This window comes from Parasphingorhabdus litoris DSM 22379 (genome assembly GCF_020906275.1).
GTDB lineage: Bacteria > Pseudomonadota > Alphaproteobacteria > Sphingomonadales > Sphingomonadaceae > Parasphingorhabdus > Parasphingorhabdus litoris.
This window is the reverse complement of the sequence record NZ_CP086727.1, coordinates 2,817,542-2,835,335: the sequence shown is the minus strand read 5'-3', so window position 1 is coordinate 2,835,335 and position 17,794 is coordinate 2,817,542. Positions and strand designations below refer to the sequence as shown.

The window sequence follows — 17,794 nt, the reverse complement described above, 5'->3', positions numbered from 1 at the left end:
GCCTGTACTGATGTACGATCGAGTGATGGCAGACTGGTTATCGCGATCCAGACTGCCTTGATTTTCTTTCTGACCACGCTGGCGCTAACGGGCGCGTCGGTTCAGTCCTATCTCGACAACAATCTCGACCAGATGCTTGGCGCGGATATGTCCTTGTCCGGGCCAAGAGCGCTTTCCGAAACGGAAGAGGCTAGACTATCGGAATGGTCCGACGAGCTCTCAACCTTACAGCTCGTGCCACTGGCGATCTCTTTTGAAGGCAAGACCGTACCAGTGCAGGTGAAGATTGCTGATGGAGCCTACCCACTGAGCGGTAAACTCGAAATCGGGTCCGGCCTCGATCAATCCTCCCTCAAAACAACCAGGGTCGGACCTGCGAAAGGCGAGATCTGGTTGGGACCACGGGCGACGCGAAATCTGGGTGTCGAAATAGGTGATGCCGTTTCGATTGGACAAGACGCTCTCACCGTCTCGGCCGTTTTGTATCACGAACCTGACAGGCTCGCGGAAGGCCATTCTGTTGCAATGCGTGCCTTGGTCAATCATGCTTCAATCGCCTCTACCGAAATCAAAAGCAGCCGCACACTCCACCGAGTTTTGATCACGGCAGACGCTGCCGATCAACGCCAGATAAGCAGATGGGCATCGAACAACATGCCAGAGTTTACTGCTGTTACGAAAACAAGCGGTGGCCATCCGCTGGCACTTTTCTGGCAGCGGGTTGAAAACTTTCTGGGCCTTGCCTCAGTGATCCTCTTCTTTCTGGCTGCAATCGCTATCGATATGGCGAACCGAGGGTACCTGAAGCGGCAGCTTCACAGATTTTCGATCTATCTGAGCTTTGGCCAAAGCATGGCGCAATGCCTGCGCCTAGCTGCGGCGCAGTGGCTTTTCGGCATTGTTCTTTCGCTCGCAATTGGTGGTATTCTTGCTACACTGGCTCAGTTCCTGCTGGTCGATCAGTTGGCAGGCCAGTTTCCTGGCATCACGCCACAAGTACAGCCTCTTGTAGTGCTGAAAACCTTCGCGCTTGTCTTTCTTCTGCTGGCAGCTTTTCAGTTTCCAATGTTTCTCCAATTGCGACACGCGTCATTGGTGAGTTTGATCCGCGCAATTGAACACCCTTCAGCCAAATGGCTAAGGCTGTTCTGGAGCGCCGCCAGCATCACGATTCTGGCGTCATATTACTCCGACAATGCCACACTAACACTCCTGACGCTCGGCGCTCTAGGAGGAGCCCTTGTGCTCATGATTGCGCTGAGCTGGGTCGTCCTGTCGCTAGGTGAACTGTGGGGCCGTCGCCGTCCAGGGCTACTGTCCTTCAACTTTTTCATCATGAAACAACGAATCGTCAGTAAATCATCGCAGATCCTTGGCTTGGGTCTGTGCAGCCTACTCTTGCTTTTCACCCTCATGCTGATGAAAGACATCGGCTCAACAATGGAAGGCTACTCGCGAACCAATAACGGTAACCTTTTGATTGCGGAGTTACCTGAGGGAGACATTGAGGCATTTGATAACTGGAGCGTGGAGAATGCCGTTGAGGTCCGTCAATTGCGACCATATGCGAGCGCCAAACTGATTTCGATCAATGGGGCGCCCATTGCTGAAGCGGTCACCACTCCAAGCGAGACTCTTGCGGTTGTCGGCGATTCTCTTCGTATGTCCTGGTCGAAAGACGTGCCGATCAACAACAGGCTTGTTGCAGGAAGCTGGTGGGACGAGAACGACAAGAATTGGAGGCAGGTTTCGGCTGAAAGTGAAGTGATTGCTGATCTCGACCTGAGCTTTGGTGATCAGCTAATATTCATGATCGACGGAAAGTCGATTGAACTCGAATTGGTGGCCGAGCACGCTTACAGACCGGGCGGCGCCTCCGTGACCTTCTGGTTCCAGATGCCCGAAGCTGCACACATGGCCCTGGCGCTCGATACTTTCTACATGGGTAGCGCTGAACTACCGGACGAAGCGTGGGATAATCTTGGTGAACTCTGGAACGCAAACCCCACACTTTCCCTTGTGCCTCTAAAAGAGCTCACTCAGCGTTTTGATGATACGCTCGCTTTGGTAACCAAAGTAGTCGTTGGCTTTGCAGCGATGGTACTGATCATGACAGCGCTGGTTATCGCCGCGTCTATGCAAGGGTTTGAGGCGGAGGATCGTCAAAAAAACGGTGTGCTTCTGAGCATGGGCGTCACGAAACAAGGATGTCTCCGTTTAGCCCTTTACGACTGGCTGACAGTCGCAGTATTAGCCGGAACCGGTGCTATTATCGGTACATGGCTGGCCGGAATGCTGATATATCAGTCCCAGTTTTCGATGACCTATGTGCCAAAGCCGCTTTGGCTAATCACAACAATGCTCCTCATCGGACTGAGCGTATGCAGCCTTGGCATTCTCTACAGCCGAAAAAGCCTATCAGTCTCGATAGTCGCGCTGTTGAATGAGCATCGCACATAAATAATGCCAGTTGTCAGCACGTTTATTCTAACACCCCTGGTCGAACTTACGGCTTGCTAGCTAGCGCGGGCCGTTGGTAGCCAACAAACGCTATGATTAGAATTGGTACCGTGCGGTTGCGGAAAAGGAACACTAGTCATGCAACTAGACCAGGCACGGACTGACCCGTTTAAGCATCGAATGCTCTTTAAGCATGGTGCGATTTCGCACTCAGTCTTTGTTAGCGGGTCTGGCCCCGGTGTTATCCTGATGCATGAATTGCCTGGAATGACGCCAGAATTCTGGCGATTGGCGAACTGGTTGAGTGAGCATTTCACAGTGTGGGCACCAGATCTTTTCGGAAAAGAGGAAACGCCAACGAAACCCGATCGGCGGAAACTGCTTTTTCGCGTCTGCATTAGCCGTGAAATTCACCTTTTCTCGACGAACGACCCCGGTCCCATAACACAGTGGCTTCGAGCTCTTTCTCGGAAACTTCATGATCAGATTGGTGGATCGGGAGTAGGCGTAATCGGCATGTGTATGACCGGGAATTTTTCTTTGACTTTAGCGCTCGATCCCTGGGTGACGGCGCCGGTCACTTCTCAACCAGCATTGCCGGCATCAATACCGTTCCGAAGGGTAGATGGAGCCTTGCAATTGAGCGAGGGGGATCGCGCGCTTCTTGCCGAAAAAGACATCGATATTATGGCATTACGTTTTCAGGGTGATGCGTTGTGCACAGCTGCCCGTTTTGCAGCGATCCGAAAACTGGTTGGTGATCGCAGGTTTCATTCTCATGTCGTTGATGATCGACATCGCGCGCCCAACAGCCCGCTAAAATTCCCACACTCCGTTTTGACCGCAGATTTGGTTGACGAAGACAATAGTGAAACCAAGAAAAAGTTGATCGAGGTGATAAAATTTTTAAGCGCAAGACTGCTGCCATCGGCCTAAAATGAATCGCGAGGGTCATAACAGAACCAACTTATAACCTCGGTGGTAAACAGTCCGCTTCCACACACCTAAGAAAAGCGGACGCCAGTCGAAACCCGACAGGCGTCTAGCATCAATCAAATCTCCGTTTTCTCAGCGAGAGTCAGCGCATCTTCGATATCGACGCCTAGATAGCGAACAGTATTCTCTAGCTTGGAGTGGCCAAGCAGGATCTAAATTGCTCTAAGGTTTCCGGTTGCCTTGAAGACAATCGAGGTTTTCGTCCGACGCAGCGAATGTGATCCATATTCTTCAGGTCGCAAACCAATTGCTTCAACCCACTCATCAACTATTCTTGCATATTGGCGAGTACTCAGATGTCTTGAATGGCCGACACGGCTTGGAAAGACATAGTCCTCGACTGATCCACCTCTCAGTTCCAACCAAGCAAATAGGCTTCCGCGTGCATCCAATGCAATTTCAAACTGAACTGGCCGTCCCATCTTACGCTGCGTGATCGCGGCTCGCTTTCGTATTTCAGGACCTTTGACGAGATCGCCGATCTTGAGCTCCACCAGGTCACAGCCCCTGAGCTTACTGTCGATTGCCACGTCAAAGAGTGCTCGATCTCGGATGCGTTTCTCCAGATCAAGGAAGAATTGAATGGCCCAAATTTGTTTCTGATTGAACGGTTGCTTAGGACCAATTTTGACTCCAAAGTTCCAAGGCACCCGATTTTGTGCTGCAGGATCGAATTGTGAGAATGTCATTAGCTTTCTCCTTGGCCGGAATGGCCAAATAGAAATTCAATGAACTCGCGTTAAGGAATGGACCGATTGTGGACTGTCTGGCTTTGTCTTTCCGCAAAAAAATCTAACATCGCTGCAAAGAAAGGTGCAATCAGTTTCAATTTCGGCGCAAACACAGTCAATCTCAATGACTGATGACTAACCCTACGATCAATCGGGTGTCAATTTCTCCTACCATCCAAATTGCATTTCAGAGGCTCGGGATCACGCAGGGACATCGGACAAAGATCGTAATCCGGTTGCCGCACGCCACAAATGGCGAGAGCAAGCTTTCCTTCTTTGACTACAGCATTTGAAAAACGATGCTCCTTCGAGACCTCTCGATCGTTAGAAGGTGAAATAAAAGCAATAGAATTCAAGGTGGGCAGTTTTGCCACTGCGACCTGCGCTGAAGTGGCCGTACCATTCGGTGCCAGAATAACAGCGTTCAAAGTAGGTTGCCCATTGGTGAAAATCATACCAATTTGTTCAAGCACAAAAGCCTGTTCGTTTGTTAATCTGTTACGCAATGCGGTTGAATAGCTCGATTGGCCATTGGGATTTGACAGGGTTGCAAGTTGCAGCGCAGACATAGTGCTGATCTGAGATTTTAAGCCAGGCTCGGTACTTGGTTGTTCCCCAGCTTCGGCGGCTCCAGCAAAAGAGCCCAGACTAGAGAGGGCGAAAGACAACAGCATCCGTCACTAATCCCGAAATCGATCCATCAGTATTGATTGAGCGATAGATCTGTACCAAGTCTTTGAAGCGTAAACGTTTGCCCGGCTGATATCCAAAGATTAATCAATTGGCGACAAAAGCCGTCACACCATTGGGGTTGGACTGTATTTGCTCGGGCAATTTGGCCTTTGAAAGCTGACTTGTTGCAGTATTTGGTACCGTTATTCCTTGCAGTTCCGGCGGAGCAAACATGCCAGCGGGCACAAATCTGACAGTTTGCGCTTGCCCAGCAGCAGGGAGTCCTCTTGGTGTAATTATGCCTTGATCGTAGAAGCTGGCCACTTCGGCGTTTGTCAAACGCCGATTATCGGGGCCGACAAAGGAAGAAGGGCCATTTGCTCTCCGTTGAGCGATACCGACAAAATCAATAGCAGGCTCAGGATAACCCCAACGACCGGCCGCCTGGGCGGACTTGGAACTGATAATTGCATGTGATCCCGTTTCGCGGTGCGCCGGATGTGTTTTCTTGAGGGCATGAGTTTTTGGTTTGTAGGCCGGAGCATGTTCGCCCAGCTGCTTGTGAAGTTTGTCGATTTTCCTTTGAGAGATATCGGCACCAAGTGTTGCAACGTCATGAGCACCATGAGTTTTGTGCTTTTTGTCATGCTTCGCTGCCTTAACACGCTTGCGTAGATCTTCGTCAGTCTGCGCCGACGCATCCATTCCCCGCGCTGAAGCTGAATCGCCTGTGGAGAACCGGGCTGCTCCGGCAACAATCGATGCCAGTAAAGAAATTCTGCCACTCGCGTAGTCGATACTGTAACACCGCACTCGAGAGATAACAGGGAAATGCGCACCCATCTACAGGGAATTCGAACCGCGCCACAGGCTGTATTTGGGATGTCGTTCTGCCAGATGTGGGAGCAACTATATGATACAGAAGCATGATGCAGAAGCGGCACGACCGGGTACGGCTCGAGATCTTTTTGCCATTAATAGCGTCGCACTTATTGATCTCACGGTCGGGGAGCCTGCGACGTATGTCCTGGGCTCTCCAGCCTAAAGGTCTTAGGGATCGGCGTGCTCGGTTTACTAGCTCCCCGATCATCAAGGATCGGGTATGAAGTCGAAAGCCGGGGCATGCCGCAGACGACTTCCGCGGAAACCGGAAATGCCAAAAGAAATGATACATAGAGAAACCGGCATATTGCGCCGGGCGCCATTGGGCCATGCATTGGAAGTGGACGGCGGTGGCCGGTAGATGCTTGATATAAGCGGCAATGTTAGAAAACTGATCGGAAAACGCGTGGCTGTTGAAGTGAAACGCATGGGATTTAATCTGATCAATGTTGATCGGATTTGGTGTGCAGGAAAGCTATGGTAAAGCAGTTGGTTAAGCCGCTTCGAGTTTTATCTACGCGGTAACGAAAATTGAGATCCCAAAGACCAAATGTCCTCCTTTTAGTGCACTACAACCGTTTAGAAAATTAGATCATTTGCGTATGTATCATCAAAGCTTTGGCACTTTAATGTCTTGCTATGGGCTTGATAAGGGCAGCGATTCCCGCCAATGAGACTGGTGCAATCTAGAACTCGCAACGATTGGAAGAACCATAGGTACCGAAAAAACAGTAGTGGTAGCTCGCCGGTTCGGTCGCGAAAAGCGTATGGCGATGATCCTCGACAGCACCGCTGCTCTGATTGTTGAACAGGGTACAGCCGACCTTTCCCTGGAAGCCATCGGAGAGAAAGCGGGCGTCAGTAAAACTCTGATGTATCGCTACTTTGGCAGTCTTATTGTGCTGCTGAAAGCGCTGCTGGATCGCGAATATCGGCACTTGCGCACAAAACAGCTAGAGGCGGCAGAAAGCGCTGGCACCTATGAGGATTTGGTCCGCAAGGTAACGCGCGCATATCTCCTTTACATTGAAGAGCGCGGCCTCATTATTGATCGGCTTCAAGCCTATCCCAATATCGCCAAAGCCCAAAACCCGACCCATTATAATCGCGAACCATCTGTCGAATATTTCGCTGAGGTAACCGCTGAATTATTTGACATCCCACGTGATGTGGCAGTTGCTGCAACGGAGATTTCCTTCGGGCTACCCGCCGCGGCGGGTGAGTTTCTTGTGCGCAGCGGGATGGACCGGCAGATGATTGAGGATATCACCGTCTCGATGATACTTGGCAGTGTTAATGGCTTGCGCGGTGACATGTTTGGAAGACATTTGAAGGTAAAGTCACCCTCCTATGTGCTTGGCGCGTCAGCCACCAAAAAAGACGCAGGACAATGACTGCATTGCCCTGCGTCTCGACGGAGAGCCTTTAGAACCGGAAACGTACCAGACCGCCGTAGGTTCGCGGCTGATTGCGGAAACCTACAAGTGAACCTGGCTGACCGACAGCAGGTGAGACCGCGTTGAGATACGCCGCATCAGTAAGGTTCCGCCCCCACAGTGACAGTTCAAGACCGTTTGAAAGGCCCAGAGTGACTGATGCATTCAAGTTTTCTACGGCACGTTTGAAGTTGGACAAGCCATTCACAAGCGCGACATTGCTCTCCATCTGATAATCAGTGTGGAATCGCAAAGACGTACTGTCGCCGATAACAACCGTATAGGTGCCGCCAACCACTACCGACCATTCCGGTACGCCTGCCGGGCGCTCTCCGCTAAGATCGGCGGGTATGACAGTAAAGTTTGGCGAAAGCGCATTCCCGTCCGGGAAGCTGTCGAAAACAGAGTCGAGATAAGTCACGCCAGCTGTGAAAGTCAGTTCCGGAATTGGCGAAATACTTGCGTCGAGCTCAAACCCGCGTACGGATTGTTCGTCAGCATTACCTAGAATGAAGCCAGTGCCCGTAAAGACATTGGCCTGGAACCCTTCAAGCGTCTGGTCGAACAGGGCGAGGTTGAAAGAGAAGCCATCCCAGCGCCCCTTGATACCAATTTCATAAAGTTCCGACTCTTCTGGTCCCGCAAAGCGCGATCCCGTTCTGAGATTTGGTACGGCAAGCCCTGCATCCCGAATCGGTGATGCAGCGGGCGGCGGAGACTGGAAGGGAGAGCCTGGTACGAAGTCCGCTGCAAACGGGCGGCTGTCGTTGGACAGATTGAAAGACGATGCCTTAAACCCGGTTGCATAAGTCGCATATAGGCTCAGATTATCTGATGCATTATAGGCGAGACGGAATGTATAAGACAGATCCTTATCGTCAGTGCGGCCGTCTTCAACCGCATTCGGAAAATTGAGATAAGGTGGATTGAACTGTAACCCCCGAAGTGCAAGGAAGGGGTTGGTGTCAAGATCCGAAGCCAGCACACTGGCCTGTGCAGGGGTAGCACCCTGTGCGATTGCCGCGTTGAACCCGGCCTGGACAAGATCGATACCGGAGAAAACATCGGTACTGATATTGTTCGAAACCACCTGTTTTTTATCTTCAGTATAGTTAGCGCCGACCGTGAGGGTTAGTCCGTCGGTAATTTCAAAGTCCAGTTGACCGAAGATAGAAAATGAGGTGTTCTCGTAATCATAATCGAGCATACGGCCTTGTCCAACACCGCCAAAGCTGCCTTCCGGAATGTCGGGTATGAGCGCGCGCAATGTTGGTTCTAGAGCACTATAGGCACCGCCTGTGGCTGCGTTGGCAAACAGAACAAAGCCTTCACCGTTTCCAAACTCGGCGCCTTGATCAATCGTTTCGTGAAACAGGAAGCCGCCCACGAGGAAGTTGAGCGGACCATCAAAATCAGAAGCTGCGCGCAATTCGCCTGTATAGGTCTGGATATCGACCGTATTGATATTGGTGCCAATTGAATTGAGACTTGTGAAATCGCTATCCTGATTCACAAAACTATCCGAGCGTCGGTAAGCGCCAATCCCGGTCATATCAATCGCGCCTGCTGACCAGTCTGTCTGAAGCGACACACCGTAATTCTCGATCTTGTTGGTGGGTGCGAAGTTCACCGTACTTTGGAGTGACAATCCGTCATTAGGTATGAACTGACCTCCGACTGCGCGCACAATTGCACCGGTTGGGCCATCGACCACATTGGTCGCTCCGCAACATACTTCGTCAATCTTGTCGTAATCAGCGATCAGGCGGAAACTGACATCAGGGTTTGGCTGAAATAATAGCTGCCCGCGCACGCCCCAACGATTGCGATTGTTAATATCCTGATTGATAATAATGTCTTCAATGTAGCCATCGCGCCGGTTGTAACTACCGCCAAGACTAAAGGCCAGCGTATCACTCAACGGACCGGTGATACTGGCCTTGGCCGCCACGGCATCATAGTTGCCGTAAGAGAGTTCAGCGACGCCGCCGAACTCGAACTGCGGTTCCTGGGTGACAATGCTGATGATTCCGGCAGAAGCATTTTTGCCAAACAGCGTCGATTGCGGGCCACTCAGGACTTCGACACGTTCGAGATCTGGCAAATCGGAGATTTGTGCCGCCGCGCGTGAGCGATACACGCCGTCGATGAAAACGCCAACGGACGGCTCTATGCCCGGATTAGCCCCTCCATTACCAAAGCCACGGATAATGAAGTTGGTGACAGATGAAAGACTGGTTTGGCTCACTCGAAGCGAGGGCGTCAGCGTTTGCAGATCGATCAAATCGCGCACCTGCGCATCCTCAATTTGTGCCGCAGTCGTTACAGATACAGCGATCGGCGTTTCCTGTAACGTTGCCTGACGCTTTGAAGCGGTGACAACAATAAGGTTGTCGTCAAAAGTCTCTTCATTATCTGCATCCTGCGCAAAGGCCGCAGAAGGCGCGGCACAAAGCGCAACGCTACTGACTCCGGCCAACATAGCACGATTAACGATTTTCATAGTTTTCCTCTCCTGCTTTAAGTTATATATTTGTTTACTTCAGGCTCGCAGATGCCTCCATACTTAGAATTTTTCAAGCCAAATCGTATGTGATGTTGACTTTTAGTAAATATATTCAATAATGCTGATAGAGTTGAACGAGCAATCACTCGTCGCGATCGGGCGCTAGTGGCATGGGAGAAGCTAATGAAAACATCGAAGCTACCGCTTGTGATAGCAGGCACCCTGGGTCTTGGCGCCTGCGGGGTACAGACCTCAGAACTACCCGAGGACTCAGTTATAAAGGGTGTGGGATGGGTAGGTGCCACCGTGAGCGATCTCGACCAGACCACCAAACTTTACGAAGATGCGATGGACCTCAAACAGGTTGACGATAGCGTAATTGAACAGAACGCCAACTTCGATCAGCTTACCGGGCGCACCGATGTTGAGGCGCAAACCCGAATGATGCGGAGCGTCAATGCGCAGGTCCGCTTTATGTCTTTTGCAAGTCCGTCGAAAGAAGCCAAAAACACTCCACATATGGCTGTGCAGGGTCCGGGGATCATGCATGTCTGTTATCAGGTCGATCAGGAAACGCAGGCTTACCAAAAATTTCTCACTGGCGGAGCCCAGTTCATGGGCGAGAAGGAAATGCAGCAGCTGAACCCAAAAAATCCAGTATATTATTCGTATTCGCGAGACTTTGACGGCTTGATCGCCGAGATAGAGCATGTCGATGTGACGCAGCTTGACCTGCCACAACCGCCAAAAAACAAATACCGCATTCGGCACGTTGCACTTGCGACACCAGATATAGACCGTCTGTCAGACTTTTATGCGAAGTTTCTTGGTCAGCCAAAGTTCCGTCGATTCGGCCAGTGGCCCTTCCTCCGTATGGAAGGAGAAAAATCGGACAAGGTTAGCGGTTTGGAAGGAACCTCTGGCGAGGCAGCCTGGTTCCAGATTCGCAATCTCGAACTGGAGATGTTCCAATTCCATAGCCATCCGACAGAGGATCGGGCGGCGCCCCGCCCGATTGACGCCAATGGCTATAATATGATTGTTTTCGATGTGTCTGACATGGACGCCGCGCGCGAATTGCTGGTGAAAGCCGGAGGCACAATCGAGACAGAACCCACTCCGATGGATGGCGGGCAAATCATGTTTGGCCGTGACCCGGATGGGAATCTACTCGGCCTTCAAACCGCGCCGACAGATTCCTTTGTCTCATCACGCAATTTCAAAAATAACGGTATAGAATAAGGGGTTTTAAAAAAATGTTCGATCTTTCAGGCCACGTTTCCATAGTAACCGGCGGAAACGGTGGGCTCGGTTTGGCTTATTGTCGCGGGCTGGTGAAAGCTGGCGCGAAAGTCGCAATCTGGGGACGCAACGAGCAGAAAAATGCTGCTGCGGTTGAAGAGCTTCGCTCTATGGGTGGTGATGTGGAGGCCTACGCCTGTGACGTCACTGACGAAGCGGCTATCGCCGAAACATTCGCTAAGACGCTGGAGCGCTTCGGTAAAGTCGATAGCTGTTTCGCCAATGCGGGCGGCGGGGGTTTTCGCGGACTGTCCAGTCAGGTTGGAAGACAGACTTGGCTCGACACGATCGATCTGAACCTGATGAGCGTTGTTCAGACCTGGGGGCCTGTCAGTGACTATATGGTCGCGAATAAAATTCCCGGTCGATTGATCGTCACCTCGTCCATTGCTGCAAAAGTCGGCAGCGGCGGTGCCGCGGGCTATTCTACCACCAAAGCAGCCGTAATCGGCCTGACACAGGCGATAGCAATGGAGCTTGGGCAAGCCGGCATTCGCGTCAATGCGATCATGCCGGGCTTTATTGAGACAGAAATGTCCCTTGATACCAGTCAGCAATTTCAGGATGCTGCACGGCGTCGCTCCGCCATAGGCCGAATTGGTGAGTTCGAAGACATGGAGGGCATTGCAGTCTTCCTGGCATCGCGTGAAAGCGATTTCATGACGGGCCAAGGCATTGTGCTCGACGGAGGTGCGTCGATCTTCCCACTCTAAGCGGGGAGCAGCAGCGTGATTGAGGATAAGGGGATTATATGATGAGGTTGTCGAGTGTTTTGCATTGGGTCTTCATCCTCCTGCTGGGGTTAATCGGTTTGTTGCTTACTCTGGGTGGCGGCTTCCTGATCTATCTTGGTGGCAGCCCCTATTATCTATTGGCAGGGATCGCGACCATAGCGGTTGGCGTCCTTGTGTTTCGTCGCAGCGACAAGGCCCCCAAATTTTTTGCGGCGATTCTTGGTGTAACGCTGATTTGGTCGATCTTTGAGGCTGAGCTGCACTTCCTCGGATTACTGCCGAGGCTGGCGATGTGGCTGGGCCTCGGCATCTGGTTCCTGACGCCCTGGTATCGCCAAACGCTTCGCATTCCTGCCAGCGACGAAGGTCAAGATACATCAAAGCAGCCGGCAAATAGATGGTGGGTTGGCGGTGCGTCACTCGCCTCCATCGCGGTTCTGCTGCTGGCCAGCATGCAGGATTATGTCCGGAATGGCGAAGGTACGATCCGGTCCGGTGATGCCGTGGCAGCCAGCGATGACTGGCGCCACTATGGCAACACCGAAGGCGGCACGCGTTTCGCCACGGTTGAAGACATTAACGCCGACACGGTCAGCGGACTGAGAGAAGTCTGGCGTTATCGCACCGGCGTGGAAGAGGATTTCAAGGCCACCCCGCTGAACATTGACGGCAGATTATATCTGTGCACGGCACGAAACGTGATGATCGCAATCGACGACGCGACGGGCGAGGAAATCTGGCGCTACGATCATGGCATTCAGCCGCCAATGGAAAATCAATATGCGCGCACATGTCGCGGGGTCGGCTACCACGAAGCCCCCGACGGCTACGCCGGACAATGTGCAAAACGGGTCGTCACCTCGACGGTCGACGCGACCATCCTTGCCGTTGACGCCGACACCGGAGAGCTGTGCACCGACTTCGGCGAAAATGGCGTTGTCGATCTTTGGAAAGGAATGGGTGACAACCATGAACGGTTTGAATATTGGGTAACCTCGTCTCCGCTGGTAGCGGGCGACAATCTGGTTGTTGGCGGCCAAGTCGCGGACACGCAGAATCTGGGCCATCCGTCGGGTGTGGTTCGCGCTTTCAACGCGATGACCGGTAAGTTAAGTTGGGCCTGGGATCTCGGCAATCCGGACAACAACGGATTTCCATCTGAAGGTGAGACCTACACGCCAGGGACGCCCAATGTCTGGTCGATCATGAGTTATGACGCTGAATTGGGCCTGATCTATGCACCGACCGGTAACCCTCCACCGGATTATTTCGGCGGCATTCGCAGGAAGTTCGAAGAAGAATACTCTTCAGCAGTGGTGGCTATAGACGCTGCTACGGGGAAAGAACGCTGGAAATACCAGACAGTCCATAATGATGTGTGGGACTATGATGTGCCCGCACAACCGGTGCTGGTTGATGTGCGCCTCAAAGACGAACTGGTCCCGTCGGTCGCGGTACCGACCAAGATGGGCGATATCTTCCTGCTTGATCGGCGCGATGGGACACCCGTTCACCCGATCCCTGAGGTTCCGGTCCCGCAGGGCAGCGACGTGCCGGGCGAGAAACTCTCACCGACACAGCCTGACTCGCCACTGCCGGACTTTCATCCCTATCGCTACGAAAAGGACATGTGGGGTCTGACCCCAATCGACCAGATGGCCTGCCGGATCGAATACCGCACGATGAACTATGAGGGCATGTATACACCTCCTTCGATGGTGACCGGCATCACCCAGACGGGGACGATGTTGTATCCGGGCAATTTCGGCGGGTTTAACTGGGGCAGTGTGTCTGTCGATGCCGATAACGGTCTGCTGGTCGCCGCGCCAATGATGCTCGCGCACCGACTGAGTATGGTGACCAAGGAACAGGTTGCCGAAGCGGGGCCGATTGCGCAATTCGTGCTGGGGCCGAACCATCCGAATGTCCGGTACACGGATGACGCACCGATACCCGAGCTAGGTGATCCTGATCCAAACGATCCATACGACTTCCGCCGGATCTCTGCCTATGGCTATCCGCAGCCATTCATGTCGCGGCTCGGAACCCATGTTCCATGCTTTGAACCACCATGGTCGCAAATTGCGGTGATCGACCTCAATACCAAGGAATTGCTGTGGAGCCGTCCAGCAGGGGACATGAGCCAGTCTGGACCATTCAACATCCGGTCCGGTATCCCCTATGAAGTGGGAACGGCGGTGCGTGCCGGTACACTGACAACACGTGGCGGCCTTACCTTCCTAAGCTCCACCATGGATGAAAAAGTCCGCGCCTATGATCTTCGCACCGGCGAGGTTAAGTGGGAATCAAAGCTGCCCGGCAACGGTTTGGCCACGCCCATGACCTATCGTTCACGGCAAAACGGGAAACAATATCTGATTGTTACCGTGCCCAATCCAACCTGGCGCTATCCGCGTGATCCAGCGACAAACCAATATATCGATTCTCAGGCTGTTGTTGACGGCAAAGGGGGATATGTCATCGCTTACGCGCTGGAGGATTAGTCTGCATTGGCCGGCGAGGCTGCTGCGATATGCTCGGCCATTGCTATATTCACCTCCTCAGCCCTGCGAACATGCGGCCAGTGACCGACCCCTGGAAACGTGACCATGCGTGACTGGTCCGATAATATCGTAAGCCGATCCATCGCTACCTTGTTGTAAATGGGATCGTCGTCACCCCAGATATATAGCGCAGGTGCGGTCACACGCGCATCACGAGAAGGCCAGAAGTCAGTTTCACTCAAATCGTCGGGATGGGGAATGTTCGCGCGATACCAGTTGATATGGGCGTTGGTGCGCTTCGCATCGCTCGTCCCATTCCGGAAGAGCGTGCCTTCATCGGGTGACAGTTTGCCATCTTCCACCAAGGGCCGATACGCGCCATCATATATCGAAGCGGCCGTTCCAAGCAGGACCAAAAGCGGCGGATTGGCGCGCTTGAAACGCTCCACATAAGCAGCACTTTTACGCGCCTTGGGATCCACCTCCAGCGCATGAAGGCTGGCATTGAGCGCCGGAGCACTGATCCCGGTCACCGACAGCACACGGTCCGGATAGCTTTGCGCAAAACCAATGGCGAAGGCCGAGCCCCAGTCGTGCCCGACAATGTGGATACGCTCTTCGCCAAGGTGATCCAGCAGCGCGGCGAGATGCGCGCCCATCGCTTCCAGTTGATACGCCTCTACGTTGGATGGCGCGTCTGACTTTCCAGCACCCAGCCCGTCAATTGCGATCACCCTGTAGTCGCCACCGAAATGCTCGACTTGACGCAAAAATGAGAACCAGAAAGATGGGAAACCGTGTAAGAACACAATGGGTTCACCGGTTCCAGCTTCGACATAGTGAAGCGAGCGGCCTTCATGCTCGAAATACCCCTCTTTGTAGCCAAGCTCGCCAACAGACCGGTTAGCAAGCAGTTCTACAGCAGCATCCGCCTTTTCCCGGTCGACCGTGACCGGCAGCTTTGCCCAAATATAGGTGCCCGACCCGCCCAACAGAACCGCCAATAGCAATGATATTCCGATACGTTTTATCCAAGACACAATATTTCCCTGCCGCCATCAATCAATTACGAAATAAGTAGACTTGGAGTCTACAAGTCTCAGTCACCAATACTATAAGTAATTTTTTAGGTTGCTGGCGGCCTGATCCCTGGTTGTTTCACCCTCACCGCCAAATATTTTTTGGTCCCTCAGGAACGGTGCGATCAGCAGTCCGGCAAACGTCATCGGATAATTGGGCGCGGTGCCGATGCCGATATGATCGTGCGGGCGTTCGCCTTTCACCTTGTGGAAGGTACCGAACAGGATTTCATTGATGATAAACTCACCGCCATAATTGCTGCCATCAACACCCTTGTCGGGATAGTGGTAATTGTCGTCGATTGAATTGTCGCCGATTGAGAAGATATATTCCCAGACGCCGAGCTTCAGATCGATATTTGCGTGTTGGAAAATTCCGATGGTGACTTGCACAGAGGAACGTCATTGGACATGCCAGTGCCACGTTGATAAAATGCAATGACATCGCCGAATTCTCGCATTGCCATGAATACCCGAAAGCACCGCCACTTCGCAGTTGCTATGCCGGAGCTACCGGGGCCTCCTGCTAAATAGACAATAGGAGAACCCGGTGCGTCGCCGGTCGCCGGGAACCGGACATAACGAAGTGTCATGAACCTGCTGCTGTGATCATCATGGTTTTCCTTAACCTGCAGTGTGCCTGAAAATGCGTCTACTCGGTCCTCGGCATTCGACTCGAATACAATTGGAGTCTCGCCGGCTGGAGCAGAGACTGCTGATGCCGCTATGGTTTCAGCGTGTGCCACAGATGGCATGATAAAAGCTGCAACAATATTAGCTTTGACTTTGGCGATGGATGCAACGCGTTCATGAACGATGCTAACCACTCTGTATTTTTTGCTAGTATATTAATTGACTTTTAGATTCGGAAACGCGGCTACTATTGAGTGGTAGCGTCCGTCTGACGAACGGTGCTTCACGATCTTGCCAGCCTGAGGTAGGCGGCATGTATGACCAGACTAATTATTTTTCTTGGCCTTTATTTGGCAATTCAGAGCGCTGGCTATGCGCAAGGTTCAGGCTTCGAAAGTATAGAGTATAGCAATGTCGTCGTTTGTCCTGCTTCGTCCGCAGCAGGACCACCTCCGAGCTTCGAGGCAGCGAATTGCGCCATGATAATCGCGAACGCAGTTGATCCTCAAGACAAGGCCATTTGGATCAAGACGCTGGTCAATCTTGACCAAACTACGGGACCGAAAGGAGAGCCTCTAGCTGTACTGATATCCGGAAAGTTCTCATCAGATGTCTATTTGAATGGGCAGTTCATAGGGTCGAATGGATCGCCCCACTTGGATCCAGAGCGAGAATCCAGCGGTTTTATGGATGCTGTGATCTATGCGCCGCAAACTCTCTTTCAAGCGGGAGAGAATACGATCGTCCTGAAGGCTTCATCCCATGGCGGCCTTCTAAACCTCGCTCACCCGGTCCATTGGATTGGGATCGGTCCTGCTAAGGATCCCCAACATACGATAATGGCGCACTACTGGCCATCACTGCCGACATTAGGGCTGTTTGTGCTCACGATGATATATTTTTTGACGACTGCCGTTTCTGGACGACAGCGACAAACAAGCCTCTCTTTGTTTTCCATGTGTGCGTTCGCTGCTTTGCAGCTATCAGCCGAGCTTTCGCGCGGGATGATCGCTTATACATACCCGACACATGATATCCGGTTAATGCTCATTGTCATATTTTCGTCTGCGTTTGGCGTAAGCTTCTCATCACTGGTTTCAAGCCTCTTCGCGCCGCACAAAACAACGCTTGTCATTTTCGCGTCGGCTATCCTCAGTTTAGTCGGTATAATCGCTGTCGAGGGTTATGATCAAAAGGCGGCGGCTGCGATGCTAGCGCCAATTGCACTTAGTGTTATTTTGCTATCATATTGGTCTTTCAAGAAAGCGTATCGTGCTCGACGCTATCTGGTGATCGGCCTGATTTTCGTGACGACGAACCTCGCTTTTCTGTCTTACTTTCTCGACGTTTTGTTCTTCTATCTCGTCGCTTTGCTAATGATCTTCCTCTTAGCGGAAAGTGCATTCAATGCAGCTGAACAAGTTCGACGCCGAAGAGAAGCGGAGGGACGCGCCAACCGTCTGGAACTTGCCCTAGAGCAGGTAGTTCAAGCGGAAAAGCCAGTCGAAATTGCGGTGAAGAGCAACGGACGGATTGATCGAATAACAGCGGATCGGATCATACAACTTCGAAGCTCAGGTGGCTACGTCGAAATACTCACCGACGATGGTCGCGAACTGCTCCACAACGAGTCGCTTTCCGAAGTAGAGAAGCGGCTGTCCTTGACATTCATACGTGTTCATCGGTCCCACTTGGTTAACACCCGCCATGTGCAGTCATTGAAACGAAGCGATCAAGGCAATGGCTGGCTTGTACTTTCGGACGCAAGCGAAGTGCCGGTAAGTCGTCGGATCATGCCGTCCGTTCGGCGTGCATTGGGATAATTCAATCAAATCTTATTAGCTGGATCATTCGTTGAC

The 17,794-nt window shown here is 52.3% G+C and carries 15 protein-coding genes and 1 pseudogene; 9 read left to right on the top strand and 7 right to left on the bottom strand.

Annotated elements, in window-relative coordinates; translation table 11 throughout:
* Positions 1-57 precede the first annotated feature (57 nt).
* Positions 58-2,460 carry an ABC transporter permease gene (locus BS29_RS13765; protein ID WP_229954210.1) on the top strand — a complete coding sequence of 801 codons (2,403 nt, stop codon included), beginning with the start codon at positions 58-60 and terminating at the stop codon, positions 2,458-2,460.
* Between the two features lie 138 nt (positions 2,461-2,598).
* Entirely contained in the window at positions 2,599-3,396 is a 798-nt protein-coding gene (locus tag BS29_RS13760) for a dienelactone hydrolase family protein (RefSeq protein ID WP_229954209.1), read from the top strand.
* A 116-nt stretch (positions 3,397-3,512) separates the two neighbouring features.
* On the opposite strand, the pseudogene BS29_RS13755 reads toward BS29_RS13760, so the two are convergent.
* From BS29_RS13755 to BS29_RS13745, 3 genes and pseudogenes are all read right to left on the bottom strand, one after another.
* A pseudogene (locus BS29_RS13755) lies at positions 3,513-4,145 on the bottom strand (tyrosine-type recombinase/integrase).
* Between the two features lie 200 nt (positions 4,146-4,345).
* A complete protein-coding gene (locus tag BS29_RS13750; RefSeq protein ID WP_229954208.1) occupies positions 4,346-4,861 on the bottom strand; it encodes a hypothetical protein in 516 nt (171 codons plus the stop codon).
* 103 nt (positions 4,862-4,964) lie between these two features.
* A complete protein-coding gene (locus BS29_RS13745) occupies positions 4,965-5,564 on the bottom strand; it encodes a hypothetical protein (RefSeq protein WP_229954207.1) in 600 nt (199 codons plus the stop codon).
* A gap of 208 nt (positions 5,565-5,772) precedes the next feature.
* Between BS29_RS13745 and BS29_RS17490 the strand changes: the two genes are divergently transcribed.
* The 3 genes from BS29_RS17490 to BS29_RS13740 all read left to right on the top strand — a co-directional run bounded on the left by BS29_RS17490 (position 5,773) and on the right by BS29_RS13740 (position 7,135).
* On the top strand, positions 5,773-5,904 hold the full coding sequence (locus BS29_RS17490; protein WP_268255399.1) for a hypothetical protein: 132 nt from the start codon (positions 5,773-5,775) through the stop codon (positions 5,902-5,904).
* A 198-nt stretch (positions 5,905-6,102) separates the two neighbouring features.
* Positions 6,103-6,225 carry a DUF5818 domain-containing protein gene (locus BS29_RS17605; protein WP_407673708.1) on the top strand — a complete coding sequence of 41 codons (123 nt, stop codon included), beginning with the start codon at positions 6,103-6,105 and terminating at the stop codon, positions 6,223-6,225.
* A gap of 250 nt (positions 6,226-6,475) precedes the next feature.
* Positions 6,476-7,135, top strand: a complete 660-nt coding sequence (locus BS29_RS13740) for a TetR/AcrR family transcriptional regulator (RefSeq protein ID WP_229954206.1) — start codon at positions 6,476-6,478, stop codon at positions 7,133-7,135.
* 31 nt (positions 7,136-7,166) lie between these two features.
* Here BS29_RS13740 and BS29_RS13735 read toward each other — a convergent pair whose 3' ends face one another.
* Positions 7,167-9,680: a TonB-dependent receptor gene (locus tag BS29_RS13735; protein WP_229954205.1), complete on the bottom strand. Its 2,514-nt coding sequence runs from the start codon at positions 9,678-9,680 to the stop codon at positions 7,167-7,169.
* Between the two features lie 186 nt (positions 9,681-9,866).
* Here BS29_RS13735 and BS29_RS13730 point away from each other — a divergent pair, with 186 nt between their 5' ends.
* The 3 genes from BS29_RS13730 to BS29_RS13720 are packed head-to-tail and all read left to right on the top strand — an operon-like array spanning position 9,867 to position 14,223.
* Positions 9,867-10,925 carry a VOC family protein gene (locus BS29_RS13730; protein ID WP_229954204.1) on the top strand — a complete coding sequence of 353 codons (1,059 nt, stop codon included), beginning with the start codon at positions 9,867-9,869 and terminating at the stop codon, positions 10,923-10,925.
* A gap of 14 nt (positions 10,926-10,939) precedes the next feature.
* Positions 10,940-11,698, top strand: a complete 759-nt coding sequence (locus tag BS29_RS13725) for an SDR family NAD(P)-dependent oxidoreductase (RefSeq protein ID WP_229954203.1) — start codon at positions 10,940-10,942, stop codon at positions 11,696-11,698.
* A gap of 38 nt (positions 11,699-11,736) precedes the next feature.
* Positions 11,737-14,223, top strand: a complete 2,487-nt coding sequence (locus BS29_RS13720) for an outer membrane protein assembly factor BamB family protein (RefSeq protein WP_229954202.1) — start codon at positions 11,737-11,739, stop codon at positions 14,221-14,223.
* Here the strand turns inward: BS29_RS13720 and BS29_RS13715 are convergent.
* The 3 genes from BS29_RS13715 to BS29_RS13705 all read right to left on the bottom strand — a co-directional run bounded on the left by BS29_RS13715 (position 14,220) and on the right by BS29_RS13705 (position 16,129).
* Positions 14,220-15,263, bottom strand: coding sequence for an alpha/beta fold hydrolase (locus BS29_RS13715; RefSeq protein WP_229954201.1), 1,044 nt, complete (start codon positions 15,261-15,263; stop codon positions 14,220-14,222). The genes BS29_RS13720 and BS29_RS13715 overlap by 4 nt on opposite strands.
* A 72-nt stretch (positions 15,264-15,335) precedes the next feature.
* Entirely contained in the window at positions 15,336-15,695 is a 360-nt protein-coding gene (locus tag BS29_RS13710; protein WP_229954200.1) for a hypothetical protein, read from the bottom strand.
* A complete protein-coding gene (locus BS29_RS13705; protein ID WP_229954199.1) occupies positions 15,650-16,129 on the bottom strand; it encodes a hypothetical protein in 480 nt (159 codons plus the stop codon). Before BS29_RS13705 ends, BS29_RS13710 begins: the two co-directional genes overlap by 46 nt.
* A gap of 123 nt (positions 16,130-16,252) precedes the next feature.
* Between BS29_RS13705 and BS29_RS13700 the strand changes: the two genes are divergently transcribed.
* The gene (locus BS29_RS13700) at positions 16,253-17,758 is read left to right on the top strand and encodes a LytTR family DNA-binding domain-containing protein (protein ID WP_229954198.1); all 1,506 of its coding nucleotides are present in this window, start codon (positions 16,253-16,255) and stop codon (positions 17,756-17,758) included.
* The last annotated feature ends 36 nt before the right edge of the window (positions 17,759-17,794 follow it).